General features: G+C 35.8%; 31 protein-coding genes. 25 read left to right on the top strand and 6 right to left on the bottom strand.

All coding sequences use genetic code 11. The annotated features are described in order from the left end of the window. The first annotated feature begins 90 nt into the window (after positions 1-90). Positions 91-747 carry a reverse transcriptase-like protein gene (locus tag NQ185_RS00795; protein WP_257579617.1) on the top strand — a complete coding sequence of 219 codons (657 nt, stop codon included), beginning with the start codon at positions 91-93 and terminating at the stop codon, positions 745-747. A 22-nt stretch (positions 748-769) separates the two neighbouring features. After that, on the top strand, positions 770-958 hold the full coding sequence (locus tag NQ185_RS00790) for a zinc-finger domain-containing protein (RefSeq protein ID WP_257579616.1): 189 nt from the start codon (positions 770-772) through the stop codon (positions 956-958). Between the two features lie 38 nt (positions 959-996). Here the strand turns inward: NQ185_RS00790 and cspD are convergent, their stop codons facing one another. Then, a complete protein-coding gene (gene cspD, locus NQ185_RS00785) occupies positions 997-1,197 on the bottom strand; it encodes a cold-shock protein CspD (protein WP_257579615.1) in 201 nt (66 codons plus the stop codon). Positions 1,198-1,465: 268 nt separating this feature from the next. Between cspD and mntR the strand changes: the two genes are divergently transcribed. The 9 genes from mntR to NQ185_RS00740 all read left to right on the top strand — a co-directional run bounded on the left by mntR (position 1,466) and on the right by NQ185_RS00740 (position 10,458). After that, positions 1,466-1,906, top strand: a complete 441-nt coding sequence (mntR, locus tag NQ185_RS00780; protein ID WP_257579614.1) for a transcriptional regulator MntR — start codon at positions 1,466-1,468, stop codon at positions 1,904-1,906. 84 nt (positions 1,907-1,990) lie between these two features. After that, positions 1,991-3,670, top strand: coding sequence for a formate--tetrahydrofolate ligase (locus NQ185_RS00775; RefSeq protein ID WP_257579613.1), 1,680 nt, complete (start codon positions 1,991-1,993; stop codon positions 3,668-3,670). A gap of 275 nt (positions 3,671-3,945) precedes the next feature. Then, entirely contained in the window at positions 3,946-5,832 is a 1,887-nt protein-coding gene (locus NQ185_RS00770) for an ABC-F family ATP-binding cassette domain-containing protein (protein ID WP_257579612.1), read from the top strand. 67 nt (positions 5,833-5,899) lie between these two features. Next, a complete protein-coding gene (locus tag NQ185_RS00765; protein ID WP_257579611.1) occupies positions 5,900-7,033 on the top strand; it encodes a conserved virulence factor C family protein in 1,134 nt (377 codons plus the stop codon). 2 nt (positions 7,034-7,035) lie between these two features. Continuing rightward, positions 7,036-7,473: a BrxA/BrxB family bacilliredoxin gene (locus NQ185_RS00760; protein WP_257579610.1), complete on the top strand. Its 438-nt coding sequence runs from the start codon at positions 7,036-7,038 to the stop codon at positions 7,471-7,473. Between the two features lie 264 nt (positions 7,474-7,737). Then, on the top strand, positions 7,738-8,337 hold the full coding sequence (locus NQ185_RS00755; RefSeq protein ID WP_257579609.1) for a YpjP family protein: 600 nt from the start codon (positions 7,738-7,740) through the stop codon (positions 8,335-8,337). Positions 8,338-8,476: 139 nt separating this feature from the next. After that, positions 8,477-9,163, top strand: coding sequence for an anthrax toxin lethal factor-related metalloendopeptidase (locus NQ185_RS00750; RefSeq protein WP_257579608.1), 687 nt, complete (start codon positions 8,477-8,479; stop codon positions 9,161-9,163). An 18-nt stretch (positions 9,164-9,181) separates the two neighbouring features. Further along, positions 9,182-9,976, top strand: a complete 795-nt coding sequence (locus NQ185_RS00745; protein WP_257579607.1) for a thymidylate synthase — start codon at positions 9,182-9,184, stop codon at positions 9,974-9,976. Then, entirely contained in the window at positions 9,973-10,458 is a 486-nt protein-coding gene (locus tag NQ185_RS00740) for a dihydrofolate reductase (protein WP_257579606.1), read from the top strand. The genes NQ185_RS00745 and NQ185_RS00740 overlap by 4 nt, the downstream gene beginning before the upstream one ends. Positions 10,459-10,496: 38 nt before the next feature. Here NQ185_RS00740 and trhA read toward each other — a convergent pair whose 3' ends face one another. Next, positions 10,497-11,147, bottom strand: coding sequence for a PAQR family membrane homeostasis protein TrhA (gene trhA, locus NQ185_RS00735; RefSeq protein WP_257579605.1), 651 nt, complete (start codon positions 11,145-11,147; stop codon positions 10,497-10,499). 157 nt (positions 11,148-11,304) lie between these two features. Between trhA and fakB the strand changes: the two genes are divergently transcribed. From fakB to NQ185_RS00680, 11 genes are all read left to right on the top strand, one after another. Continuing rightward, positions 11,305-12,147, top strand: coding sequence for a DegV family protein (fakB, locus tag NQ185_RS00730; RefSeq protein ID WP_257579604.1), 843 nt, complete (start codon positions 11,305-11,307; stop codon positions 12,145-12,147). 115 nt (positions 12,148-12,262) lie between these two features. Beyond that, complete coding sequence (locus NQ185_RS00725; protein ID WP_257579603.1) at positions 12,263-13,057, top strand: SGNH/GDSL hydrolase family protein; 795 nt, start codon at positions 12,263-12,265, stop codon at positions 13,055-13,057. Between the two features lie 25 nt (positions 13,058-13,082). Beyond that, positions 13,083-13,667: a YpmS family protein gene (locus tag NQ185_RS00720; RefSeq protein ID WP_257579602.1), complete on the top strand. Its 585-nt coding sequence runs from the start codon at positions 13,083-13,085 to the stop codon at positions 13,665-13,667. 139 nt (positions 13,668-13,806) lie between these two features. After that, positions 13,807-14,352 carry a peptide-methionine (S)-S-oxide reductase MsrA gene (msrA, locus tag NQ185_RS00715; RefSeq protein WP_257579601.1) on the top strand — a complete coding sequence of 182 codons (546 nt, stop codon included), beginning with the start codon at positions 13,807-13,809 and terminating at the stop codon, positions 14,350-14,352. Further along, positions 14,345-14,770: a peptide-methionine (R)-S-oxide reductase MsrB gene (gene msrB, locus NQ185_RS00710; protein ID WP_257579600.1), complete on the top strand. Its 426-nt coding sequence runs from the start codon at positions 14,345-14,347 to the stop codon at positions 14,768-14,770. The genes msrA and msrB overlap by 8 nt, the downstream gene beginning before the upstream one ends. 123 nt (positions 14,771-14,893) lie before the next feature. Next, positions 14,894-15,064 carry a YjcZ family sporulation protein gene (locus NQ185_RS00705; protein WP_306999719.1) on the top strand — a complete coding sequence of 57 codons (171 nt, stop codon included), beginning with the start codon at positions 14,894-14,896 and terminating at the stop codon, positions 15,062-15,064. A 171-nt stretch (positions 15,065-15,235) separates the two neighbouring features. After that, entirely contained in the window at positions 15,236-15,460 is a 225-nt protein-coding gene (locus NQ185_RS00700) for a YozE family protein (protein WP_257579599.1), read from the top strand. Positions 15,461-15,495: 35 nt separating this feature from the next. Further along, entirely contained in the window at positions 15,496-15,663 is a 168-nt protein-coding gene (locus NQ185_RS00695) for a YozD family protein (RefSeq protein WP_257579598.1), read from the top strand. Between the two features lie 158 nt (positions 15,664-15,821). Next, the gene (gene deoD / locus NQ185_RS00690) at positions 15,822-16,529 is read left to right on the top strand and encodes a purine-nucleoside phosphorylase (protein ID WP_257579597.1); all 708 of its coding nucleotides are present in this window, start codon (positions 15,822-15,824) and stop codon (positions 16,527-16,529) included. Between the two features lie 33 nt (positions 16,530-16,562). After that, on the top strand, positions 16,563-17,387 hold the full coding sequence (locus NQ185_RS00685; RefSeq protein WP_257579596.1) for a M15 family metallopeptidase: 825 nt from the start codon (positions 16,563-16,565) through the stop codon (positions 17,385-17,387). 174 nt (positions 17,388-17,561) lie between these two features. Beyond that, on the top strand, positions 17,562-19,022 hold the full coding sequence (locus NQ185_RS00680) for a lmo1851 family serine protease (protein WP_257579595.1): 1,461 nt from the start codon (positions 17,562-17,564) through the stop codon (positions 19,020-19,022). 135 nt (positions 19,023-19,157) lie between these two features. Here NQ185_RS00680 and NQ185_RS00675 read toward each other — a convergent pair whose 3' ends face one another. After that, on the bottom strand, positions 19,158-19,400 hold the full coding sequence (locus tag NQ185_RS00675) for a DNA alkylation repair protein (RefSeq protein WP_257579594.1): 243 nt from the start codon (positions 19,398-19,400) through the stop codon (positions 19,158-19,160). Between the two features lie 365 nt (positions 19,401-19,765). Here NQ185_RS00675 and NQ185_RS00670 point away from each other — a divergent pair, with 365 nt between their 5' ends. Continuing rightward, positions 19,766-20,557, top strand: coding sequence for a CAP domain-containing protein (locus NQ185_RS00670; RefSeq protein ID WP_257579593.1), 792 nt, complete (start codon positions 19,766-19,768; stop codon positions 20,555-20,557). A 47-nt stretch (positions 20,558-20,604) separates the two neighbouring features. On the opposite strand, the gene NQ185_RS00665 is transcribed toward NQ185_RS00670, so the two are convergent. Then, a complete protein-coding gene (locus NQ185_RS00665; protein ID WP_257579592.1) occupies positions 20,605-21,972 on the bottom strand; it encodes an MATE family efflux transporter in 1,368 nt (455 codons plus the stop codon). Positions 21,973-22,046: 74 nt separating this feature from the next. Next, entirely contained in the window at positions 22,047-22,610 is a 564-nt protein-coding gene (locus tag NQ185_RS00660; RefSeq protein WP_257579591.1) for a GNAT family N-acetyltransferase, read from the bottom strand. Between the two features lie 321 nt (positions 22,611-22,931). Between NQ185_RS00660 and NQ185_RS00655 the strand changes: the two genes are divergently transcribed. Further along, a complete protein-coding gene (locus NQ185_RS00655; protein WP_257579590.1) occupies positions 22,932-23,291 on the top strand; it encodes a DUF4870 domain-containing protein in 360 nt (119 codons plus the stop codon). 64 nt (positions 23,292-23,355) lie between these two features. Beyond that, positions 23,356-24,069, top strand: coding sequence for a hypothetical protein (locus NQ185_RS00650; protein ID WP_257579589.1), 714 nt, complete (start codon positions 23,356-23,358; stop codon positions 24,067-24,069). On the opposite strand, the gene NQ185_RS00645 is transcribed toward NQ185_RS00650, so the two are convergent. Continuing rightward, positions 24,070-25,911, bottom strand: a complete 1,842-nt coding sequence (locus tag NQ185_RS00645; RefSeq protein WP_257579588.1) for a DNA ligase D — start codon at positions 25,909-25,911, stop codon at positions 24,070-24,072. Positions 25,912-26,013: the final 102 nt, after the last annotated feature.

Below are 26,013 nucleotides of genomic sequence, written 5' to 3'. Positions count from 1 at the left end.
TAAGTGTAAGAATTAGTATGTATGGGAATTATTCTACATATAGTAGGATGAATTGTGAACTTAAATTACTTCTATAAAAGGTGTGTAAACATGAGATATAAATTAAAACTTAAATATAAAGGTGCAAAAACGGTCCCGGTCTTAATGGAAACGGAATGGTTGGATGAGAAATATGTAGACAATATAATCGATGATTTAGATCGTACGGGGCGAATTACATATATTGAAATAATCGATGAAATGGAAAGAGAATGGAGTAGAAAGGAATATGCAAAACTAAAGCAAACATTAGAGCTTGAACCAACTGATCCGGAACTTTATTTTGATGGAGGATATGACATCCAATCAGGAACTGCTGGAATTGGAATGGTCATTTATTATAAAAAAGGTAATGAAACATATAGATTTCGCACAAATGGGAAGCTTGATCAATTGGATAATAATAATGAGGCAGAATATGCAGCTTTGTACAATGCACTTCTACATGTAGAAGACCTTGGAATGAAAAACCTTCCTGTCGTCATTAAAGGTGACTCCCAAGGTGTCATCAAACAACTAGAAGGAGAATGGCCATGTTATGAAAAAGTACTAAATACTTGGCTAGATCGTATAGAAGCAAAAATTAAGGAGTTGGGCTTGAAGCCTAATTATGAAGTCATTTCCAGACGTGACAATAAAGAAGCTGATAAGCTTGCAACACAAGCACTCGAAAATAATCTTATTGAAGGCCATATGAAAATAGATTGATGGTAAAAGAAAGGTTGATCAAATGAAACGGTCGAAAGTTTTCAATGAAATTGATGAACTAATCACATCGTATTGTGAGGGGTGCTTTTTACATCTTCATTTCAAAAAAGAGTTTAGTAAAACATATGCACATAAATTTTGTATCAACCAATGTACCGTTGGACAAAAACTACAGGAAAAAGGGAATATTTTATTTGGCAATGAAAAATAAAAGGCTAGCCAAAGTTGGCCAGCCTTAATCATTATATATTATAGTTTAGTTACATTAGCTGCTTGTGGTCCGCGGTTTCCTTCAACAACATCAAATGAAACTTCTTGGCCTTCTTCCAAAGATTTGAAACCTTCGCCTTGAATAGCTGTGAAGTGTACGAAAATATCTTCTCCGCCTTCTACTTCAATGAAACCAAAGCCTTTTTCATTGTTGAACCATTTAACTTTACCGTTTTGCATGTATCTTTTTCCTCCTAGATTTGAGCACATAATGCTCCTAAAAAAATATTATCACTAAACAATTGACAATTGATATTTATTTGTTCAATGATAAGTAAACTATACACTACAGTCACAATACCGTCAAGGAAACAAAGGAAATAATTTAACAAAATTAATCAATTCTCTTTATTCGGTATTTTCTGTAAGTGCAATATTCCGATACTTGTTTAAAAAGTTGTATTATAGTAAACTTTTAAGTGCTAATGATGTACTAAGGGGGATATGAATGCCAACTCCAAGTATGGAAGATTACATAGAGCAAATATATTTATTAATTGAGAATAAAGGGTATGCAAGAGTTTCTGATATAGCTGAAGCTTTAGCTGTGCATCCTTCATCTGTTACAAAAATGGTTCAAAAATTAGATCGGGATAGTTATCTCGTTTATGAGAAATATCGAGGACTGATATTAACGAAAAAAGGGGAGAAAATCGGAAAAAGATTAGTGGAACGGCACGATTTACTAGAAAACTTTTTAAGGTTAATTGGTGTAAAAGAAGAAAATATTTATGAAGATGTAGAAGGGATTGAACATCATTTAAGCTGGAATTCAATCGATAGAATCGGCGATCTCGTTCAATATTTTGAGGAAAATGAAGATCGTTTAACTGAATTAAGGTTTTTGCAAATGAAAAATGAAGAGGCTGTCGATAAAGAACCAATTTGAGGTTCTTTTTTCATTTCAGCAAGTGGCATTTCTTATTTGCCGTGTTACAATTAAAGGTAATTAAGCTTTGGGGAGTTGTTAATGATGAGCGGATTTAAATCGGATATTGAAATTGCACAGGAGTCTGAATTACTGCCAATTCAAAGTGTTGCCGATCGTATTGGGCTTTCTATTAATGACATTGATAATTACGGTAAATACAAAGCAAAAATTACATATGAAAAGATTCGAGACTTGCAAAACAATAAAGATGGGAAAATTATTCTTATCACTTCTATAAATCCTACAGCTGCCGGAGAAGGAAAATCAACTGTAACCGTTGGACTTGGTGATGCCTTATCGAGACTTGACAAGAAAACAATAATCGCTCTTCGTGAACCGTCACTAGGTCCGACAATGGGAATGAAAGGCGGCGCGACAGGCGGAGGATATGCGCAAGTTCTTCCTATGGAAGATATTAATCTACACTTTACAGGTGATCTTCACGCGGTTACAACCGCAAATAATGCCCTTTCCGCACTCATCGATAATCATATACATCAAGGGAATCATTTAAATATTGATCAAAGAAGGATCATGTGGAAACGTGCAGTTGATTTGAATGATCGTGCCCTGCGTGAGGTCATTGTTGGCTTAGGCGGCCCGGTGCAAGGTATTCCAAGACAAGATGGATTTGAAATTACAGTTGCATCAGAAATTATGGCAGTACTGTGCCTCTCTACCGATTTGTCTGATCTAAAGCATCGAATATCGCGGATTGTCATCGCTTATACATATGATAAACGACCAGTAACGGTAAAAGATTTAGGTGTAGAGGGGGCCATTACATTGCTTTTAAAGGATGCACTAAAACCTAATCTCGTTCAGACAATTGAACATACACCGGCAATCGTTCATGGCGGACCATTCGCAAATATTGCGCACGGCTGCAACAGTGTAATGGCAACGAGAACAGCTGCAAAATTGGCTGATTATGTCGTAACTGAAGCAGGATTCGGTGCGGATCTTGGAGCGGAAAAGTTTCTTCACATCAAATCGAGAAGTGCGGGATTTCAACCTGAAGCAGTTGTCATTGTAGCGACCATTAGAGCGTTAAAAATGCATGGAGGATTAGTTAAACAGGAACTAACACATGAAAACATTTTTGCACTCGAAAAAGGTTTGGAAAATTTAATGAAACATATTGATACAGTATCGCAATTTGGACTTCCTTATGTTGTTGCCATCAATCGTTTTTCATCTGATACAGAAGCGGAAATATCCGTTCTAGAAAAGTGGTGCGAGCAAAATAATATTCCCGTGTCTTTAACAGAAGTTTGGGAAAAAGGGGGAGCTGGTGCAGTTGATTTAGCCGAAAAAGTTCTCTTCGAAATAGAAAACAAACAAAAGACATTCTCGTATTTATACGATCTACATGCTTCACTTGAAGAAAAAATAAATATTATTGTACGTAAAGTATATGGTGGGAAAGACGTGGAGTTTTCTGTAAAAGCTTTGAAGCAATTACAGGAGTTTGAAGAGCTTGGGTGGGGGAACTTGCCGATATGCATGGCAAAAACGCAATATTCACTTTCGGATGATCCGCAAAAGCTCGGAAGGCCAAGTGATTTCACAATACATGTCCGTGAATTAAAACCAAAATTAGGTGCCGGCTTTATCGTTGCTCTAACCGGAGAAATGATGACTATGCCCGGTCTACCAAAACAACCTGCGGCTTACCGGATGGATGTGGATGAAAACGGCATGGCTATCGGACTGTTCTAAGAAAAGGATTAAAGCTGGTAGGAGGGTTTTTATCCAGCCAGCTTTTTTGTCAGCTCCAGCTATAAAAACTTCTTGTCCTTTCCTTGCGTAGTCACCATCGACTCGTCCCTCGTTGTGTTCTCTTTATCGCAAATCTTGGGACAATTAAGGAACGTCGACTAAAACCGCCACGTCCTTATGTCTTCGTCGACGGATCCGCATCATGTGGGCCTGTACGTCAATGGTCGATGCGCTTGCGCTCTTCTAATAATACAAATTGATTGGAATGGTTTGACTTGAAAATTTTTTCAGCAGAAAATATTACAAAGATCTACGGAGATAAACGTTTATTTGAGGATATTACCTTTCATGTAAATGAAGGAGACAAAATAGGCATCATTGGGGTTAATGGTACAGGGAAATCAAGCCTACTTAAGCTAGTTGCTAAAATGGAAGAGCTGGATTCAGGGGCATTTAGCCATCCTAAAGATTATTCGATTTATTATTTAGCGCAAGCTCCTGAACTCGAAGAATCTTTAACCATTCTTGACCAAGTGTTCAATAGTGATGTTCCTATCATTCAATTGGTGAAATCATATGAAATGGCCACAATCCATTTAGAACAAGATCCAGAAAATACGACATATCAAAATAAATTATTCGAACTGCAAAAAGAAATGGATGCAAAAAATGGCTGGGAAGCGAGCACAAATGCAAAGGTTATTTTATCCAAGTTAGGTATTCATGACGTAAATAAAAAGATTGGTTTATTGTCAGGGGGCCAAAAAAAGCGAGTGGCATTAGCTCAAGCTTTAATAGAGACACCGGACTTGCTTTTATTGGACGAACCGACGAACCATCTTGATTACGAAACGATAAAATGGCTGGAAGGATTTTTAAATAAATACCCTAAAGCGGTCATGATTGTTTCACATGATCGATATTTCCTTGACCAAACGACTACTCGTATTTTGGAATTGGATTACGGCCGTTTATTCTCTTATGACGGAAATTACGAATCTTTTATTGAAGCGAAAGCCTTTAGGGAAGTGCAGGAATTGCAAGCTGAAGATAAAAGGAGAAATTTATACCGGAATGAACTTGCTTGGATTAAACGTGGTGCAAAGGCGAGATCGACAAAGCAAAAGGCAAGAATTCAGAGATTCGACAAGCTTGAAGGGGAGCTAGGAAAAGTTCCTAATAAAGCAGATGTTGATATTTCACTTCAAGGCAGTCGATTAGGCAAGCAAGTATTTGAGTTTGTAAGTGCATCAAAATCATTTAAGAATCAACATATTCTTAAAGATTATAACTTACTGATAAAACCCGGAGATCGATTTGGCATTGTCGGTAGAAACGGCAGTGGCAAATCAACATTTTTAAATATTTTAGCAGGCAGACTTAAATTGGATGAGGGCGAATTAGTGACGGGGCAAACCGTAAACATTGCTTATTACACTCAAGAAATCACGGAAATGGATGAAAATAAACGAATGATTGCCTATATCCGTGAGGCAGGAGAAGTTATCGAAACAAATAAAGGTGAATCAATTTCAGCTGCGCAAATGTTAGAACGTTTTTTATTTCCAATGAACACTCATGGAACGATTATTAAAAAGCTATCTGGTGGAGAAAAGCGAAGATTATATTTATTGCGATTATTAATGAGCAAACCGAATGTTTTATTGCTTGATGAGCCGACGAATGATTTAGATACAGCTACACTAACAATTTTTGAACAATATATAGATGAATTTCCGGGAGTCGTCATTTCTGTCTCACATGACCGATATTTTCTTGACAAAACCGCAAACCAATTACTTGTTTTTCAAGGAAATGGACAAATTGATCAATATTTCGGAACGTATAGTGAATATTTGGAAACAGCAGTAGAGGAAGAAAAAAGAAATAAAGAATTAGAACAAAAATCATTACAAACAGAAAAACCAACGCATGAACAGCCAAAGAAGAAGCGAATGACATTTCTTGAGAAAAAAGAGTGGGAAACGATCGAGGATGATATTTTAGCAGCAGAAACGAAGCTTACACAATTAACAAAAGATCTCGAGAATATTGGCAGTGATTTTGAGAAAGCGCAACAAATAATGAATGAAATCGAACAATTAAACAATCAGTTAGAGAATTATATTTCAAGGTGGTCCTATTTATCTGAGCTTGTATAGAAGGAAAAAATCTTTATTATGCTACAATAAGAAAAACATAGATTACTTAGAGGGGGAACAGTAAAAATTGAAAATAATAACGATTGAACCTACTCCAAGTCCTAATACAATGAAAATAATTTTAGACGAAGCATTGGCTTCGGGGAAAAGCAATAACTATAAAAAGGACCAAACTGAAGGAGCGCCTCCAATCATTAATAAAATTCTCCATATTGAAGGCGTAAATGGAGTCTATCATGTTGCTGATTTTTTAGCTGTTGAAAGAAATGGGAAGTATAGCTGGGAGGAAATCTTGCCGTCAGTTAGGGAAGCTTTTGGAGAAGAAAGTTCCTCTGCGAATTTAGGAAATCAACAGCCAGATGAGCATTTTGGTGAAGTAAATGTACAAATTCAAACATTTAAAGATATTCCTCTCCAAGTTAAACTTTCAGATGGGAATGAAGAAAAAAGATACGGTCTTCCTGCTCGATTTCAAGAGGCGATGGGGAAGGCGCAGCTACCAGATGATAATTTCATCTTACTTCGCAAATGGAAAGACTTAGGAGCACGCTACGGTGATTTTGATCAGATTGGAAAAGAAGTATTGGAGGAATTAGGTGCAGCGTATCCCGAAGAAAGATTGCAGTCGCTCGTGAAGCGAGCCATTAATCCAGCAGAGGAAGTAAAACATATAAGAAAGTTAATAAAACTAACACCACATATGTTGGAAGATCCTGATTGGAAAAAGCGTTACCAATTGTTGGAACAAATGCAGGATCCTACGATAGATGATTTCCCAGTTTTAGAAAAAGCTATGTCAGATGAAAAGATGTCCATCCGCAGGTTGGCAGTTGTTTATTTGGGAATGATTGAGGATAAACGGGTTTTACCATACCTATATAAAGGATTAAAAGATAAAACAGTTACGGTCAGAAGGACTGCGGGTGATTGTTTATCAGACCTTGGTTTCCCGGAAGCAATGGATGAAATGAGTGAAGCGTTAAAAGATAAAAGTAGAATTGTACGCTGGAGAGCGGCTATGTTTTTATACGAAGTAGGAGATGAAAAAGTTTTACCTGCATTAAAGGAAGCTGAAAACGATCCTGAATTTGAAGTTCAATTACAAATTAAGATGGCGATAGAGCGTATTGAAGGCGGCGTGGAAGCGAAAGGATCTGTTTGGAAACAAATGACTGAAGCCAGGAACAAAAAGGAGAGATGAAGATGTCTATGGCGTATGAAGAATACATGAAGCAAATTGTAAAACCAATGAGGGAAGAGTTGACGAACGCACATTTTCAAGAATTAACCTCAGAAGAAGCGGTAGTTGATTTTATGGAAAATGTGAATGGAACAACGCTTGTTGTCGTCAATTCGGTATGTGGGTGTGCCGCAGGACTTGCAAGACCTGCCGCTATTCAAGCTGTAGCTACTAGTGAAATTAAACCCGTTAACCTTGTTACGGTTTTTGCCGGGCAGGATAAAGAGGCAACTGAAAAAATGAGAAGCTATATAAAAGGATTTGAACCATCTTCACCTTCAATGGCGTTATTTAAAGAAAATGAAATCGTTCATTTTATTCCAAGAGATGATATAGAAGATAATGACATTGACACGATAGTCGAAAACTTAAATAAAGCATTCATTCAATACTTTAAATAAAAAGCTAAAGCTGCGGGTAAAGTTCACCGCAGCTTTTAGTCTGCTATTGCACAATAGACGAAATAACCTATCATTACGAAAACTCCTATATTAATAAGAATAGTCATGTGGAATAACCTCCTTGTCAATGGCAGTAATTTTATTATAGCTCATATTCATGTATTTGCCATTTTTTTATCAAAAATGAAACTTTTCTATCGATGTTCCGTTTAAAATAGTATATTATTAATACATATTTATTTTTTAAGGAAAGGAGTAGCTACGATGAAATCAGCTTTAAGAAAATCATTGATCGTATTAGTTTCGATCTTAACATTCGGAACTGTTACTCCTTCGCATGCATTATGGTCTGAAAATGATGAGGCTCCAAAAGCCCAGCATCGAGGGAATTCATCAAATGAAACTGCCCACAAGCCTATCATCGAAAGTGAATTACAGGTTACAGAAAAGCCTCAAAAGGAACAATTTATTGAAATGATGACAGATGAAGCTGAACGTCAAGCATTGATTAAATTTGGTCCCAAAATTTCAAACGTGATTAAAGATGAGTTTCAAGAAATCATTTTACCTAATATAGAGGCGGCAATTGAAATGACAGCTGCTCAATTTCCCGATGATGAGCTTGTAAATCTAGCGATAACAGAAACACCAGGTGGAGGAGTCAGTGAGAAGATTTTCAACATATTCCATGCTGAAACAAAACAAGATGTAATTCGGTTTCATGTAAGAAGGGATAAACCGCCTTTAGAAGGATACAGGTTTAATTTTCATTATCATACTTATCATGATCAATTTCAGACACACTATGCAATCGGTACAATCCAATGGAATAAAAATACGCCACCTAATTGGCAAACGGTATAAAAGCAAGTTCGCTTCCGCGTTCTTGCTTTTGTTATGATTAAATGCAATTATTGGAATAATGAAAGCCATGCGCCTAATCTATGAATAAATGATATAATTATCTATATATTTATAGACTTCTAGGGAGTAGGGGCTTCTATTGCGCAAATGGTTGATTGTTCCACCTATTTTATTTATCATTATTTTTTTACTTTCTACCACTTCTAATGCAACATACGAAGGCATTCCTTTAAGCGAAAGCGATTTATATGAAAGCTTGGCTTTACAATCTAGTGATTTTTTGAAGGATATTATTGTGTTGCCGGAAGATTCATATAATCAAAAAGATGCTGCTGAAATGATTAAAAGACTCGATCATCTGCCTTCTTCCATTTTAGCCCAAGCCAAAAAGAAAAAGGTTAAGGTTATTCTTTTTGATGGAAAATTAACAGATAATGCAAGTGCGGCACATTTAAAAGGAAAAATTCCACGCGGTTATCCGACCACTATTACGTGGGATGAAGTTCCTGGAATTGGTGGATCAAGCCTTGTTCTTGTTAAAATAGGCAGTAGCCATAAAGGGATGGGACATGGTTCGGTACTTCTTGAATACCATGAACTTGCACATACACTTTATCATTTAGCCTATAATGATAAAATAGAAGCATTTAAACGTATTTGGTTGAAAGAGGCTAATCAATTATTCCCAAATAATTCTTACTTCCTCAATTATGATGAGGAATACTTTGCTGAAAGCTTCGCCCTTTATTTTTATTCAGATGATACCAAAAATAAAATTAAGAAACTAGCCCCTGAAACGTTTGAATTTATTACAAACTTACAATGAAATTAAGGATGTGTTTATATGGAACAATACTTAAACTTATGTAAAAATGTTTTGGAAAACGGAACAAAAAAAGAAGATCGAACAGGGACGGGAACTATTAGTACATTCGGTTATCAAATGAGATTTGATTTGCAGAAAGGCTTTCCCTTGCTCACAACAAAAAAGCTGCATACTAAATCGATCATTCATGAACTTTTATGGTTTTTAGCAGGAGATACGAATATTAAATATTTGCAAGATAACGGTGTACGGATTTGGAATGAGTGGGCTGATGAGAGCGGCAATCTTGGTCCCGTGTATGGGAAACAATGGAGATCATGGGCAACTACTGATGGAAAAACAATTGATCAAATCAAAGATGTCCTTAATCAAATTAAGCATACTCCAGATTCACGCAGAATGATTGTCAATGCTTGGAATGTGGGTGAGATTGATAAAATGGCTCTTCCGCCATGTCATTGTCTTTTCCAATTTTACGTGGCAAATGGGAAACTCTCGTGCCAACTGTATCAACGTTCAGCGGATATCTTTTTGGGCGTGCCTTTTAATATTGCTTCATATGCGTTGTTAACTATGATGATGGCGCAAGTTACAAATCTTGAACCAGGTGAGTTTGTCCATACTCTTGGTGATGCTCATATTTATTCAAATCATATTGAACAAATTGAACTTCAACTGAACAGGGATCCTCGTCCATTGCCAACGTTGAAAATTAATCCGAATGTTACAGATTTATTTGATTTTAAGTTTGAAGATTTTACACTTGAAGGTTATGATCCGCACCCAGCTATAAAAGGAGTAGTGAGTGTATGATTTCTTTTTTATGGGCTGAGGACGAAAATGGATTAATTGGAAAAGACAATGATTTGCCATGGCGCCTACCTGCTGATTTAAAATATTTTAAAGAAACAACGATGGGCCACGCTATCATAATGGGTAGAAAAACGTATGAATCGATTGGAAAACCACTGCCTGGTCGGACGAATATTATACTTACACGTGATAAAAATTACCAAGTAGACGGGTGCCTCGTATTTCATTCCAAAGAGGAGCTTCTTCATTGGATAGAAAAGAATAATGCTAATGTATTTGTCACAGGTGGATCGGAAATATTTCAGCTTTTTTTGGAAGAAGTAGATTGTTTATATGTAACTAAAATATTCCACACTTTCGAGGGCAATACATATTTTCCAAAAATGGATTGGGATAAATGGTGTATCATTTCAAGTCAAAAAGGTCCAAGAAACGAAAAAAATCCGTATGATTATGAATTTAGACTATATAAAAGAAAGTAAAAAGCGAATCCATTTGGATTCGCTTTTTACTTGTCTATCTATACATAAAACAAAATACAAAAATACATAAACGCACTTCCTGCGATGACGAATAAATGCCAGATGGCATGAGAATATGGTAAGTTCCGCCAAATGTAAAAAATAGCACCAACTGAATAAAGAAGGCCGCCTGTTAGCAATAGTGCGAAACCAGCACCGCTTAAGTTCGCATAAAGAGGCTTTATGGCTATAATGACTAGCCAGCCCATCGCTAAATAAAAGATTGTGGAAATGACTCGGAATTTATTGATAAGAAAACATTTAAAGGTAATCCCAGCTACTGCAAGCCCCCACACAATACCGAATAATGTCCATCCAAGTGCACCGTTTAAAGCGACAAGAACAAGAGGTGTATATGTTCCTGCAATCAAAAGGTAAATCGCCGAGTGGTCCAATATAGCAAATACATTCTTAACTTTAGATGGTTTAAAGCTATGGAGCATAGTTGAAAACAAATAAAGTAGAAGCATTGTAACACCGAATATTGTAAAGCTTACAACTTGAAGGGCCCCACCATTTTTAGCGGCCGATACGATTAGAATAACGAGCGCGGGTATGCTTAATAAAAACCCAATACCATGTGTAATGGCATTAGCCAATTCTTCTTTCCAATCGTAAGTTTCCCCATCTGTATAATAGGTTGTCTCCAATATCGTTCACCATCCTTTTTTGAATAAGTTCTCTTAATCATAGGTCCATTAAATAATAATATCAAACGAATATAAACAATACTATACATAAACATCACTATTCAACTATATGAGAAACCTGTATAATGGAGGTTGATATCTTAAAGGATGTGGCGAATTGAATAAAATAAAAATCGTAACGGATTCTACATGCGATTTATCAACAGAAGAAATTCAACAATTAAACATACATGTAATACCTTTATCCATTACAATTCAAGGTGAAACTTATTTAGACAGAGTAGATATTACACCGCAAGAATTTATGGAAAAAATGAAGGCAACGGGGGAACTGCCAAAAAGTTCACAGCCTGCAGTCGGTGAATTTCTAAAATTATATGATGAACTCGGGGAAGATGGAAGTGAAATTCTATCAATCCATTTAACTGGTAAAATGAGTGGAACAGTAGACTCCGCCAGAGCCGCTGCCAAAATGTCAGACTCTAAAGTTACTATTATTGATTCTTTATTCATTTCCAAAGCACTTGCCTTCCAAGTAAGGGAAGCCGCAATAATGTCGGCAGAAGGTAAGACGTTGGAAGAGATCCTTTCTTCTATAGAAAAAGTCCGTTTAGGAACAAAATTATATATTGTAGTAGATACTCTTGAAAACTTAGTGAAAGGCGGAAGGATTGGGAAAGGCAGGGGAATGATTGGATCTCTGTTAAATATCAAGCCTATCGCGCTTTTAGACGAAGGAGAATACTCTCCGGTTGCAAAAGTAAGAAGTAAAGCACAGGCGGTAAAATACGTCGTTAAGCAATTTGTGGAAGATATTAATGGGAAAACGTTAAAAAGCTTATGCATCGCCCATGCCGATGGACTTGAACTCGCCTATTTATGTAAAGAAAAGGTAGAAGAACTTACCGGCTTTATCGATATCGAAATTGCCGATACGACACCTGTTATCAGTACTCATACAGGACCTGGTGCTATTGGTTTTATGTATTATACTGAATAATAAAAATATACGGAAAAGTGATCTAGCGTGGATCACTTTTTTGCGTTTTCTTTGTCTTTGGCCATCTTAAGCATGTTATAATAATGTGACTTTACAGATTTGAAGGTGAGAATAATTGATAAAAAGATGCATCATGATTATGATGGGGTGTATATTATTTTTAACAGGCTGTTCTGTACCTTATTCAAAACAAGGTGTTCATATAATAAACCGTGAAGAAAAACAAATGCCTCCGACTAATTTTATGCCAATGTCAGTAAAAATTGTTTCCATTGGTGATTCTCTTACAGAGGGTATAGGGGATATTGAAGGCAATGGTGGTTATATTCCCTATTTAAAAAATAAAATAGAAGTGAATCGTAGTATAAATGAGGCTGAATTTAATAACTATGGAGTAAAAGGTAATCGAACTGATCAATTATTAATACGCCTTAAGCAGGAAAAAATTAAAACTTCTATAAAAGAGGCAGATATCGTCATTATTACTATCGGTGGAAATGATGTTATGCAAGTATTTAAAGAAAATCTAATGGGTCTTAATGTAAACATGTTTCTAGATGCTGAAAAAGGGTACAGTGAAAGATTAACAGATATAATGGATACGATTGTTTCATATAACAATGAAACTGAGATATTTCTTGTAGGAATTTATAATCCTTTCATTAGATGGTTTTCCGATTTGAAAGAAATGGACGATATTGTAAATAGTTGGAATAATTCTAGTTTTGCCGTGAGCTCAAATTATAACAAGACAACCTTTGTTCCTGTCGATGATATTTTTCGAAACCACGAGGAAACATTACTTTACACAGATTATTTTCATCCTAATAATCAAGGTTATAAATTAATGGCAGATCGAATATATGATTATCTTGGTAAAAAGGGGAAACTATATAAAATGTTGAAATAACAAAGAGATACAGGGGAAGAGAGAGATGAAGAAAAAAAATATTTGGAAGCTATTATTTATTACATTACTATCCATAAATATTCTTGTTTTATTAAGCTTGGGAACAATGCTTTTTCTGGCAGTTGATCAAGAGCCTATTCCTAAAACAAATGTGTCAACTGCAAATATGTCGGAATTTTTAATTCGTACCGAGAAACAAGATCTTAATGCACTTATAAATCATTATATTGAAAAGGAAGGGCTGGATGGTCCAATCCATTACCGCGTTTTATTGACTGATGAAGTAGAACTATATGGGGAAGTTCAAGTGTTTTCCCAAAGTATGTATTTGAAAATGACGTTTGAACCCCAAGCATTAGAAAATGGTGATCTTATACTTAAGCAAAAATCTTTGTCCCTAGGGGATGTCAAGCTTCCTGTCACGTATATCCTTAAATTTATCCGAGATTCTTATAAATTACCGGATTGGGTCATTATCCAACCAAATGATAAACAAATATATGTATCGCTCCAACAAATGAAATTGAAAAGTGGCATTCAAGTAAGAGTTGAGGAATTTAGCTTGGTAGATGATCGAATTGCCATGAAAATGTTTGTTCCGGTTAATTGAGTAAATCAAAGAAGCGTCACAAATTTATAAAAAAAAGGTTGTTTTGTAAACGAATGCTTTGTTAAATAGTACAAGTAAACCCTGTACCATCTGACTCGGAATGAAGCGAGTCTATTCAGTAGGAAGGAGGATTTTTTATATGGAGAAATCTACAGGCAGTGAATTGGCCACATTTGCAGGCGGGTGTTTTTGGTGTATGGTGAAGCCTTTTGATGAACAACCGGGAATCGAAAAAGTTGTTTCAGGCTATACTGGCGGAAAGACTGAGAATCCTACGTATGAAGAAGTATGTTCAGGTCATACGGGACATACGGAAGCGGTGCAAATTACATTTAATCCAAACATTTTTCCGTATGAGCGCTTGCTGGATATTTTTTGGATGCAAATTGACCCGACGGATACAGGTGGACAATTTTACGATCGTGGTGAGTCCTACCGAACAGCGATATTTTATCATTCTGAAGAGCAAAAGCAACTTGCAGAACAGTCAAAAAAGGAGCTAGAAAACAGCGGCAGATTTTCTCGTCCTATTGTCGTTCCAATTGAGCAAGCAAGTATCTTTTATCCCGCGGAAGAATATCATCAACATTTTTATCGTAAAGACCCTGAACGTTATGAAGCCTATCAACTGGGGTCAGGAAGAAAACATTTTATTAAAATGCATTGGGGGAATTCAAATGGATAAAGAAAAATTAAGGAATAGACTTACACCGATGCAATTTCATGTAACGCAGAATAATGGAACGGAACCTCCATTTGACAATGAATTTTGGAATAATGAAGCAGATGGAATTTATGTAGATATCGTCTCCGGGAAACCCCTTTTTAGTTCAAGAGATCAATATGATGCTGGATGTGGGTGGCCAAGCTTTACGAAACCGATCGATGATAATGAATTATTGGAGAAAGAAGATTTAAGTCATGGGATGATTCGAACTGAGGTTAGAAGTATAGAAGCGGATTCTCATTTAGGACATGTTTTTCCAGATGGCCCCGGACCTTCGAATCTCAGGTATTGTATCAATTCCGCTGCACTCCGCTTCATCCCTAAGGAAGAACTGAAAAAAGAAGGCTATGAAAAGTATGAAAAATTATTTTTATAATAGTTGATTTAAGCATCCAGTCATTGGGTGCTTTTTTCATTATATGGGCGAACGCACAAACCGCCCATTACTCACATACATAGTATAGGAACGAAGATATTAAAGAATTGAGGAGTGAATGATATGTATGGAGGCTATGGAGGCTACGGTTACGACGGCTGTTGCCCATCTTATCCAATGTACGGTGGCTGTGGTTATGGTGGCGGTTTTGTAGGTGGTAATGGCTTTGCGCTAATCGTAGTATTGTTTATCCTATTGATCATTATTGGCGCCTGCTGGGCATTTCCAAATTAAAAATTAGCCCCCGAATCTTTTGGGGGCTAATTTATTACGAATGAATATTGACTATGTGCATACATTGATAAAAAAGAATTCCTTCTAAATAAATAAATAAATGCATTTACGATTAAAGCCCAATCCGCTATATTTGTTAGAAGAATGTTACTGAAAGGCGGATTAATATTTATGAATAAATCCTTTTACCATTTTCTTATGAAATTTAGGCAACCACATTTAAAAGATGATATTTGCAAATTTGCGAACGATGCGTATAAAGACCACAGCTTCCCGAAATACTCGGATGATTACCATGAAATTAGTGGCTACTTAGAGCTGAATGGAGAGTATTTACCAACATTGGCGCTTTTTGATCATGTTTGGGAATTATATTTAGAAGCTGAGAAAAAATAAATTTAGATAGAGAATTCAGAAAGGGAGAGAAGGGTATGCGTGAAACTGAATTATTCATTGATACAGAGGAAATCGCTGAATTTTTCTATCGTGAGCTTATTAAAAGAGGCTTTACTCCTACGGAACTTGAATCCGAAGAATTGGCTGATATCACTTTTGACTATTTAATTTCAAAATGTATTATTGAAGAGTGGGATGAGTAACCGTAACGTTTGCACGTTTTTCGCCAAATTCATTTTGGCGTTTTTATTTTGGCTTTTTTACTAATTCTTCACAATTCACCATTCTTTTTTCTACAAAATTTGCATGGAAGGAATGAAAGAATTAGAATAAGGATAGAAAAGATTTAGGAGGGATTTTCTTGAGTATTCATATTGCAGCTAAACAAGGCGATATTGCTGAAACAGTTCTATTACCAGGTGATCCATTGCGTGCAAAATATATAGCAGAAACATTTCTTGAAAATGCGGTTTGCTATAATGAAGTACGTAATATGTTTGGTTTCACTGGTGCTTATAAGGGTAAAAGAATATCAGTGCAAGGTACAGGAATGGGAGTTCCTTCGATATCTATTTATATTAATGAGTTAATGCAAAGTTATGATGTTCAAAATTTAATTAGAGTGGGAACTTGCGGAGCCATTCAAAAAGATGTAAAGGTTCGCGATGTTATTCTTGCGATGACGGCATCCACAGACTCACAAATGAATCGCTTAACCTTTAACGGCATTGATTATGCTCCAACTGCCTCTTTTGAATTACTTAAAAATGCTTATGATGGGGCCGTAGAGAAGGGTCTGCATGTTAAGGTGGGCAATGTATTCACAGCTGATATGTTCTACAATGATAATGCAGAACATGAAAAATGGGCGCAATATGGTATACTTGCACTTGAAATGGAAACATCCGCCCTATATACTCTTGCTTCGAAATATGGTCGAAAAGCACTATCTGTATTGACTGTGAGTGACCATATTATAACAGGTGAGGTTACTTCAGCTGAAGAAAGACAGACGACATTTAATGATATGATTGAAGTAGCACTAGAAGCAGCAATTAAAGAAGCTTAATTTATAATTGAAGAAATAGAAATGTGGGTAATTATGAAAAAATTAATCATTACACTAGCTGCAGCTGTTCTTCTCTCAGCTTGTTCAGTGGATATTCCGTTTATAAATGAAAAGCCTCTAGAAAAAGCTGAAAAAAATCCACAATTGGCTGAACGGAATGAGCAAACGAAGGAAAATTATGCAAGCAACGCTAAAGGGGAAGAAGAATCATCACTTGCACTTGAAGCAGCCTACTTCAATGCGATTAAAGAAGTAAATGGTATTAAAGAGATTGTCAATGCAACTAACACTTTAGCATTGGTCAATAAAGAATTTGCTTTACCTGGCTCATATATTCCCGATGATTTAGTACGACCTAAAGTTCCATTTTCATTTGGGAATCAAGACATAGAAAAAAGTTATTTACGAAAAGAAGCTGGTTCAGCACTTGAAAAAATGTTTTCTGCTGCAAAGGAATCAAATATTCACCTTTTTGCTGTATCAGGGTATCGATCCTATGCTAGACAAGAATCCATTTTAAACAATGAAATTGGAAAAGTTGGCGAGGAAGAAGCGTTGCAAGCAGTTGCTTTTCCAGGGAAAAGTGAGCACCAAACTGGACTAGCTATGGACATATCCAGTGAAAGCGTACAGTATTTACTAGTCGAAGAATTTGAAGATACTGATGAAGGGAAATGGCTAAAAGAAAATGCTCACCGTTTTGGCTTTATCCTTCGTTATCCGAAAGATAAGGAAAAAATAACGGGCTATCAGTTTGAACCGTGGCATTTTCGTTATGTTGGAGAAAAAAATGCCCAAATAATGTATAAAAATGGTTGGACGCTTGAAGAGTTTTTCCAAGAAGTCCGGAAATTATAAATATTAAGAAGGCCAAGCTTCTCGAAGTATGTACCATGGCTTTGAGAAAGCTTGGCTTTTCCTCTTTATTAATGTTAAAAAAGCTGATAAAATATTGAAATTACAGTACAATGTTATTTACATAAGAGAAGTTGTTACTAGGCTCTTCTGCTGGAAATGAAAGTGGTGATTTTGATGGAAGAAGAAAATAAGTTAGACAGTCATTCAGAAGAAAATAGCTATATCCGTATAAAAAAATTCAAGTTTATTATGCTCATTTTTCTTTTAGTTTTCGCAACTGCCGGTATTACATTGGCGGCACTTTCGTTCGGAGATGAAAAAGCTGTAAGTGTCGCGATCCAAGAAAGGAAAGAATTTAATAAATTATATGATGCTTTCGATATGCTTGATGAGAAGTATTATGAAAACGTAGATCAAAAAAAATTAATTGACGGGGCTATTGCTGGTATGGTAAATGCCTTGGATGATCCGTATTCCGATTATATGACAAAAGAGGAAAACGAAAAATTTCAAGAAAGTATTTCTGCATCTTTTCAAGGTATTGGCGCGGAAATACAAGAGTTAAATGGAAATATCGTTGTTGTTTCTCCAATAAAAGGTTCACCAGCGGAAAAAGCAGGTATAAAACCAAATGATAAGATTATCGCCGTCGATGATAAAAACATTCAAGGGATGACTGCTAATGAAGCAGTTCTTCTTATTCGGGGAGAAAAGGGAACAAAAGTAACTCTTAGTATTCAGCGAGCAGAAAGCACAGACTTAATGAAAGTAACAATCACAAGGGATGATATTCCTATTAATACTGTTTACGCAGATATGCTGGAAAATAATGTGGCAAAAATACAAATCACGACATTTTCCAAACATACTTTTGATGATTTAGCAGTAGCCATGAATGAAATGAAAGATAAAGGAATGGAATCACTTATTATTGATTTAAGAAGAAATCCTGGAGGACTTTTAGATCAGGCTATCGAGATGGCCAATCTCTTTGTGCCAGAAGGCAGCAACATTGTTCAAGTTGAATATCGAGATGGAACAATTGAAAAAACGGTCGCACAGGGCGGGGAGAAAATCAATATCCCTACTGTAGTACTAATAGACGAAGGTAGTGCCAGTGCATCAGAAATTTTTGCAGGTGCTGTAAGTGAAACAGCAAATATTCCTTTAATTGGTGATAAATCGTTCGGAAAGGGAACCGTACAAACAGTTAATAATTTTCAGGATGGTTCCAACGTTAAATATACAATGGCAAAATGGTTAACACCAAACGGCAACTGGATCCATAAAAAAGGGATTGAACCGGATGTTAAAGTTTCCTTGCCTGATTATGCGAATTTGACGTATATTGATCCCGATAAAAAGTTAAAAGTATCATCCGCTTCAAATGATGTAAAAGCTGCGGAAGAGATGTTGAAAGTATTAGGATATAAACCAGGGAAAATAGATGGCTTCTATGATACAGACACTGCAAATGCCGTTAAAAAATTTCAAAAAGCTGAAAAGCTTAAAACAAACGGAATTTTAACTGGGAATACAACGGTCAAATTAATGAGTAAACTGAGTGAACATATCCAAAAGAATGATCCACAAGTTAAAAAAGCAGTTGAAGTTTTAACTAAACCTAATAAATAAGAACGCAAGGACTCCAGCAATTGGAGTCCTTTTACATTTTGTTCAGCTCAAGCGGCATCGCTGATCGGCAAACTTTCGACGGACCCACACCCTATGGGCCTGTACGTCGATGAGCAAGACGTTCCGCTTTTCTCATCATCTCTCAGCAAACTTAATAAATGTTCTTTCATCTTCTATTAACCCGCATGATCCACATTGTATTCTTCTTTCGGGACCATTATATATTGTATGAAAAGGTCCCGCATCAGCAGCATTTTCATACTCTTCTATCGTTTCTCCTGTTTGTGGATCTAATTTTACTGAATGGGCAATTTGATCAATGATATTAAAGCGTGAACGATTTGTTTTACAATTGGGACAGCAATATCGAGTACTCATATAGTCCTCCTACTGTATTTTTATCAATAGTTTTCTCCAAAATCAGTTATTTTATAAGCTTAACGTTTGAAACATAATCGTAACATTAGTAATAAATGAACGTTTTTAAAAAGCTGTCAATACATTATTTATTGAAATTTATGGCAAAGCTTACGGACGATTGGAAAAATTCCTAATGTAAGCCATGAAGAGGATTAATAGAATAAGGTGCTTAAATCATAGATTGTAAGAAAAGAAATAATGAAAATGATTAATTAAATCATTTAAAATAGTATTATGGCAATTCCTCCCTTAAATATTACATAAAAACATATGTTAATATAATCATGCAAACGAAATGAGAGATTAAGGGAGGAAAAAAATAAATGAAAAAACTAGTCATGTCTACTGTAGCAGCAGCCGCACTTCTAGCCGCACCTTTTACCGCAGGAAAAGCGGATGCAGCTGAATTTCAACCAGTAAAAACAAAAGTAGTATACTATCAAGTTAATGCTTCAAATTATCAAGATTTATATAATCAAATAATGAAACAATATAATATAGATGTGAATCAATACTTTAATTTCCAACAATTTTCGCCAAGTAACAATCAACAAGCTGTGAAACAACCGGCTCCGGCTCAAACTGCACAAAAGCCAGTTCAGCAGCCAACAAAACAACCAGTTCAACAGCCAGTTCAGCAACCGGTTCAAAAACCAGCTGAAAAGCCGGTTCAACAACCTGAACAAAAACCAGTTCAACAACAAACAGCAAAGCCTGCACCACAAACAAACTCACAATTAAGTGCTTTTGAGCAGCAAGTTGTTGATTTGACAAATCAAGAAAGAGCAAAAAATGGTCTTGCGCCACTTAAAGTAGATATTGAATTAAGTAAAGTAGCTAGAGAAAAATCAAGAGATATGTCTGTCAATAATTATTTCAGCCATACAAGCCCAACATACGGTTCACCATTTGATATGATGAAAAAATTTGGCATCACATATCGTTCTGCTGGTGAAAACATTGCGATGGGACAACAATCTCCTCAAGAAGTAGTTAAAGCTTGGATGAATAGTGAAGGACACCGCGCAAATATTATAAATAGCGGCTACACTCATATCGGTGTTGGACATGTAGCTAATGGCAACTACTGGACACAGCAATTCATCGGTAAGTAATTTCAAACAAAATAAAAAAGCGAACACGTAACCTGATTATCGTTAGGTTACGCCTGTTCGCTTTTTTGTATGTTAATCTGCATTTTTTGAACATGAATTAAGCGATATGAAAGTGTAATAGCGCCGACCGCCAATCCAGTTATCAAACCAAGCCAGTAGCCAAAAGGACCTAATTCTGTATTTTTAGCCAATACATAACCTAAAGGCAATCCGATGATCCAAAAAGAAACTAGCGCCATAATAAACGTCATATTGACATCTTTATAACCACGAAGCGCCCCTTGGATAGGAGCAAGAATGGCATCTGACAATTGGAAGAAAACTCCAAATAACATAAACTGTGAGATTAGAACGACTACTTCGTAATCATTGCTATACAAATACGCTATATTACCTCTAAAAAGAAATAGAAGTGTTCCCGTTACCAAAGCGATTGTAATTCCTCCACCAATTCCAAGCAGGCTATAAAGTCTTGCATCTTTGAATCTTTTCGCTCCTGATTCAAAACCAATTAAGATCGTCAATGCCATAGAGATGCTCAGTGGAATCATATAAATGAATGATGAAAAATTTAAAGCTGCTTGGTGTGCGGCTATAATCTTTGTTCCGAACTCACTCATGAACAATGTGACTGCGGAAAAGATACTCGTTTCAATAAAAATAGATAACCCGATTGGCACGCCGAGAGAAAAGATTTCTTTCCATTTGCTGAAAGATATTTTGGGGAGAGAGTGAAAAATTTTATAATCGATAAATGGTTTTTTTCTATGGATAATCCATATCGCAATAAAAGTAATCAACCAATATGTAATTGCTGAAGCAATTCCTGCTCCAATCCCACCCATTTCAGGCAGCCCAAATTTGCCGAATATTAATATATAATTTAATGATACATTGATCGGAAGAGATAGTAACGTTACGATCATCGTAACTCTCGTTTTACCTAATGCGTCTATAAAAGATCGTAAAACATTATAAACAAACAGAGGAATGATTCCGAAACTTATCGATATTAAATAATACTTTGCAACTTTTCTAACATCATTCTCCAAGTTCATCCCATTTAACAATGGATCTAAAGCAAAAAAGCCAATAATGAGAATAAGGATGGCCATAGCTATCCCTGCATAAACACCTTGCAGCACAGAAAAAGGGACCTCGTTCTTTTTATTGGCACCTATTAAATGAGCAACAATAGGCGTAACCGACAACAGAATCCCACTTAGCCCCGTATTGATAGGAACCCAGAAAGAGGATCCAACTGCAACGCCTGCCAAATGGCCGGCAGAATATTTGCCAGTCATCATAATATCAAAGAAACTCATTGAAAACATCGCTAGCTGGGTGATTAATATAGGTGTAAAAATAATCCAAAGTTGTTGTAGTTTTTCTCTAATGGTAAATGTCTGTTTCATATATAACCTCGTGGATAAAAATGATAAAGTCAATTATAACATATAAAAAACAGCCGGTAATAATAAACCGACTGTTATGCTTCAAGTGGTTGTAATTCTGCCTGCTCTGAAGACTGTCTCATAAAATTCATCATAAATAAATCTTTTGGAATTTCGTATAAATCATAAATATACTCATCTTTATTTAATTGTTGAAAAATAGATGGCCTTGAATCATTTGCTTTTACAGTATAAGGCAGCTTTTCAGCAGCTTTTCTTGAACGGGCATTTTTTTCGCGTATTCTCATAAAGATTGTATTAATATCTTTTTCAAAAAATATTTCTTGAAAAAAAGCTTCCTTAGCCAAATTATTATAGCCTTTACCGTGGTATGGTTTTCCAATCCACGTTCCCAGAAATCCTGCTTGATCTCTTATATCGAATAAACTAATTGTCCCGATGGGATTCTCCCATTCATCAAGAATAGTTCTCGAAATCAATTCCCCTCGTTCTTCAGCTTCAATCGTTTGCTTAGTCATAAACATAAACTCTTCAAAAGAATAGGCTTTTTGGCGTACGAAAGGGAAGACATCCGGGTGCGTCATCAGTTCAAATAAAACATAACATTCATGCCCATTCAATTCTCGCTTTTTGAGCATTTGAACCCCTCCATTAGGGCAGTCCCGTAGTATCGTTCCTACCCTCGAAATTTTTTAAAAGTGCATAAAAAATTTCGGGGTGGGAATCGAACCCACTAGAACCTTCCGCACTCGGATAGGTGGCGCACCATTTGCCTTCCCTCAATTATGAGCTGTATTTAATTTTAAATTACTATTGTCATCATACAAAAAAAATCACTATTTGAAAATAGTAAAATTCATAAATTTAGTGACGTTTTTTTACTTTTTTTGACACCATTCCGACAAAATAAAAATAACAATAAAACTATGAAACTTTTTTTCTTTAGAAGCGTATATTTTATGAAAACAATTAGAAAAGTGGTGAGAAAAATGGGAGATCAAAATGAAAGAATATTTGCCGCAGCGATCTATATAACGAGCTTTTTTTCAACATTTGTAGGTCCATTGATTATTTGGCTTTTGAAGAAGGACGATTCATCTCTTGTCGATTTCCACGGGAGGGAATACTTGAACTTTTTAATATCATATACTATTTATTTAATAGGAGCCGGAGTACTTTGCATCGTGCTAATCGGATTTCTACTTTTACCAGTGATAGGTCTTCTTATGACTATTTTTACAATCATTGGTGCAATCAAAGCGTTCGATGGTCAAGCATACAAAATCCCGTTTACGATTCAATTTTTAAAGACAGTCTAAAACTAGCATATCCCTGTCCTCCGATTCATATAATGTTTTCATACGGCAGAGCAGGGGGAGCCATATGAATATTAAAGATTATTATACAGGCATGTCAAGACTATATAGTCATCAAACAATATTGTGCACGATTGTGTTCATTATGGTGATATTACCAAGCATTAAAATTACACAATTTTTCCCTGCGATTGGTGCGGGGATTTTTGTGTTGATTCTAATGGTATATTCTTTTCTTAAATATGTATATTTTTCCATTAAGAGTAATTCATTGCCTAGTCCAAGAATATTAAACCAACAAAGCACCACACTTTTTATGATAATGCCAACGCCTGTTTCCACGTATAATTGGAAACTATATTCCGGAAATGGACTTTGCAGCTTTTCCGTTATGGAGGTAAGAGGAAAAGAACGGAAGATAAAGAATCAATCAGGCAGATTATATAGGATTATGGACCATGAAAAAAATTTATTATGGCATGTTCATATAGATAATCAAGGAATAAAAGTATTTTCTAATGACGAAAGCTTAGTCTTCGATGTAGCAAAAATAGATAAACGAGAATTTTGGGCAAATAATGGTAGAGATCGTTATCAAATTCATAAAAAGGTCTATCACTTTGTAATTAAAAAAAACGGAAGGAAAATCATGACCGTTTCCCAAGGAATTATGCCATTAAGTCTACAAAGACTTTTTTCCTCCAGCACCCCAATGGTCATTTTGGATTCAAATATTAAAGAATATGAACGTTCTTTATGTTTTGCCGTTTTTTTACAATGATTACAAAAGTTTTCCTTGCTTAATCATTTGTAGGCTTTTCGCAAATGGCTGCTTTTCTTTACTATAAAAAAATCCGGAAAATGGATCACCCCATTTATTGATCCTATCTGTAACATTTGAAATCGTAAAATCACTAGGACTTAAGTTCTCATTAATTTCATGCCAAAAAATGGGTGCAGCCACGAGTCCTTTTGAATGGTTTCTAACAGAATACGGGGCAACAATTGTTTTTCCCTCAGCATGCTGTATGTAATCGAAATAAAGTTTGCCGTTTCTATTCTTTTTTAATCTTTCAATTGTAAAAGACTCCGGATCATATGTAATCATAAACTGTGCAACAAATTCTGTGAAAACACGCGTCTCGTCCCATGTGAAACGATTGTTTGGGAGAGGTATATATACTTGCATGCCTTTATTTCCTGATAATTTAACAAAAGCAATTAAGGAAAAAGAGTCAAGAACTTTTTTTAATATTAAAGAAGCTTTAATCGCCAAATGAAATTCATCACGAGAAGGAGGATCTAAATCAAAGACAATTTCACTCACAAACGGACTATTGATTGTTTGGAATGGAATATGATATTCGACGGCAAGTTGATTACCTAACCACATTAATGTTTTCAAATCGTTGCAAACAATCATTTCATTTGATTCATGTAAAATAGACTGTACAAAATTTGGAGCCGATTCTGGGCAGTTCTTTTGATAAAATGTCTCGCCAAATTCTCCATGAGGTGCCCGAATTAATGTTAACGGCCGGTTTCTTAAAAAAGGCAGCATCATGGAGGAACATTTTCGCAAATAACGCAAGAAATCCAATTTGGTTACGGAATCTTTTTGCCATAATATTTTTTCAGGATGAGTGATTTCAATTTCTTTTGGGAAAATGGCTTCCGCGATTAAAAATTGTTCATAAGTACAAGTTTCTGGATGAATATCGAAACGTATTTCTTTAAAAAATGGTTCCCTTAGCTGTTGCTCGCCATTCCATTCAATATAATATAGATCCATACAGATACTTGGATGGATATAAAGTAGGTCCCCATTTTGATGATATGAATTATTTACTATAGCCTCCCGCAATGCTGACTTTGTTTCTGAATCCATCCCATTAATAAAATTTCCTAATGAAAAAATTTCATCATCCTTATATACACCAACGTAAAAAAAACCGTTATTTTGATCGTAAGCTGTAAGAAAGCAACTGACCGTTTTCCAATTTTTAATTTTTATCCACGAAGTTGTTCTCTTTCCTGGCATCCACTTACTATTGGACTTTTTTGCGACAATACCTTCGCTCATGGAATTTTTCATGGTTGTAGAAATTGCTTGAAAGTCTGAAGTCGAAGGTATGTATTGAATAATTGATTCATCGCCAACCGCCGGATTTAGTGAAAGTCCAAGTTGCTTGCACACAGCTAACAACAATTCTTTTCTTTTTTTATATGCTGTATGTTCAGTCGATTGGCCATTTTTAGACAAGAGGTCAAAAACTAAATACGTGCATGGTCTTATCTCGTAGGCTTCTTCTATTTTTGTCTTCGTTTTCATTCTACCTCTAATTTGGAGCTGTCCAAAATTTGCTTTATGTTCATTTTCTAAAATTGTAAGTTCCCCATCTAAAATAAGAGGAAGCAATGGTAAGGCTTCTTCCTGTTTTTCATCCAAAAAATGTTTCAACTCGGGAAATTGAGGCATTAAATTTTTCCCATTTCGACTCCATAAAAAGCTCTCATTGTTTGTCCATTCCAAGATGCCGCGAAAACCGTCATATTTAATTTCGTATAGCCAATCCCCTTGTTCCGGAGGCTGAAAACTTAAAGTCGGAAGCATCGGTTTCATAAGAACACACCTCGCACGAGTTAATAACTACATTCAGTATTCTATGCGAATGTATTTTTTTCATTAGTAAAAACTATAGTAAATGATGATAGAGGTGGGATA

Source organism: Lederbergia panacisoli, from assembly GCF_024626525.1.
GTDB classification, from domain to species: Bacteria; Bacillota; Bacilli; order Bacillales; family Bacillaceae_C; genus Lederbergia; species Lederbergia panacisoli.
Note: the sequence above shows the minus strand (reverse complement) of the source record. Positions and strands in the feature narration are given on the sequence as shown.

Bases quoted from the DNA above. Each gene is read 5' to 3' on its own strand.
- NQ185_RS00795 (WP_257579617.1), top strand. From the start codon at position 91: ATGAGATATAAATTAAAACTTAAATATAAAGGTGCAAAAACGGTCCCG.
- NQ185_RS00790 (WP_257579616.1), top strand. From the start codon at position 770: ATGAAACGGTCGAAAGTTTTCAATGAAATTGATGAACTAATCACATCG.
- cspD (WP_257579615.1), bottom strand. From the start codon at position 1,197: ATGCAAAACGGTAAAGTTAAATGGTTCAACAATGAAAAAGGCTTTGGT.
- mntR (WP_257579614.1), top strand. From the start codon at position 1,466: ATGCCAACTCCAAGTATGGAAGATTACATAGAGCAAATATATTTATTA.
- NQ185_RS00775 (WP_257579613.1), top strand. From the start codon at position 1,991: ATGAGCGGATTTAAATCGGATATTGAAATTGCACAGGAGTCTGAATTA.
- NQ185_RS00760 (WP_257579610.1), top strand. From the start codon at position 7,036: ATGTCTATGGCGTATGAAGAATACATGAAGCAAATTGTAAAACCAATG.
- NQ185_RS00755 (WP_257579609.1), top strand. From the start codon at position 7,738: ATGAAATCAGCTTTAAGAAAATCATTGATCGTATTAGTTTCGATCTTA.
- NQ185_RS00745 (WP_257579607.1), top strand. From the start codon at position 9,182: ATGGAACAATACTTAAACTTATGTAAAAATGTTTTGGAAAACGGAACA.
- NQ185_RS00740 (WP_257579606.1), top strand. From the start codon at position 9,973: ATGATTTCTTTTTTATGGGCTGAGGACGAAAATGGATTAATTGGAAAA.
- NQ185_RS00720 (WP_257579602.1), top strand. From the start codon at position 13,083: ATGAAGAAAAAAAATATTTGGAAGCTATTATTTATTACATTACTATCC.
- msrA (WP_257579601.1), top strand. From the start codon at position 13,807: ATGGAGAAATCTACAGGCAGTGAATTGGCCACATTTGCAGGCGGGTGT.
- msrB (WP_257579600.1), top strand. From the start codon at position 14,345: ATGGATAAAGAAAAATTAAGGAATAGACTTACACCGATGCAATTTCAT.
- NQ185_RS00705 (WP_306999719.1), top strand. From the start codon at position 14,894: ATGTATGGAGGCTATGGAGGCTACGGTTACGACGGCTGTTGCCCATCT.
- NQ185_RS00700 (WP_257579599.1), top strand. From the start codon at position 15,236: ATGAATAAATCCTTTTACCATTTTCTTATGAAATTTAGGCAACCACAT.
- NQ185_RS00695 (WP_257579598.1), top strand. From the start codon at position 15,496: ATGCGTGAAACTGAATTATTCATTGATACAGAGGAAATCGCTGAATTT.
- NQ185_RS00685 (WP_257579596.1), top strand. From the start codon at position 16,563: ATGAAAAAATTAATCATTACACTAGCTGCAGCTGTTCTTCTCTCAGCT.
- NQ185_RS00680 (WP_257579595.1), top strand. From the start codon at position 17,562: ATGGAAGAAGAAAATAAGTTAGACAGTCATTCAGAAGAAAATAGCTAT.
- NQ185_RS00675 (WP_257579594.1), bottom strand. From the start codon at position 19,400: ATGAGTACTCGATATTGCTGTCCCAATTGTAAAACAAATCGTTCACGC.
- NQ185_RS00670 (WP_257579593.1), top strand. From the start codon at position 19,766: ATGAAAAAACTAGTCATGTCTACTGTAGCAGCAGCCGCACTTCTAGCC.
- NQ185_RS00665 (WP_257579592.1), bottom strand. From the start codon at position 21,972: ATGAAACAGACATTTACCATTAGAGAAAAACTACAACAACTTTGGATT.
- NQ185_RS00660 (WP_257579591.1), bottom strand. From the start codon at position 22,610: ATGCTCAAAAAGCGAGAATTGAATGGGCATGAATGTTATGTTTTATTT.
- NQ185_RS00655 (WP_257579590.1), top strand. From the start codon at position 22,932: ATGAAAACAATTAGAAAAGTGGTGAGAAAAATGGGAGATCAAAATGAA.
- NQ185_RS00650 (WP_257579589.1), top strand. From the start codon at position 23,356: ATGAATATTAAAGATTATTATACAGGCATGTCAAGACTATATAGTCAT.
- NQ185_RS00645 (WP_257579588.1), bottom strand. From the start codon at position 25,911: ATGAAACCGATGCTTCCGACTTTAAGTTTTCAGCCTCCGGAACAAGGG.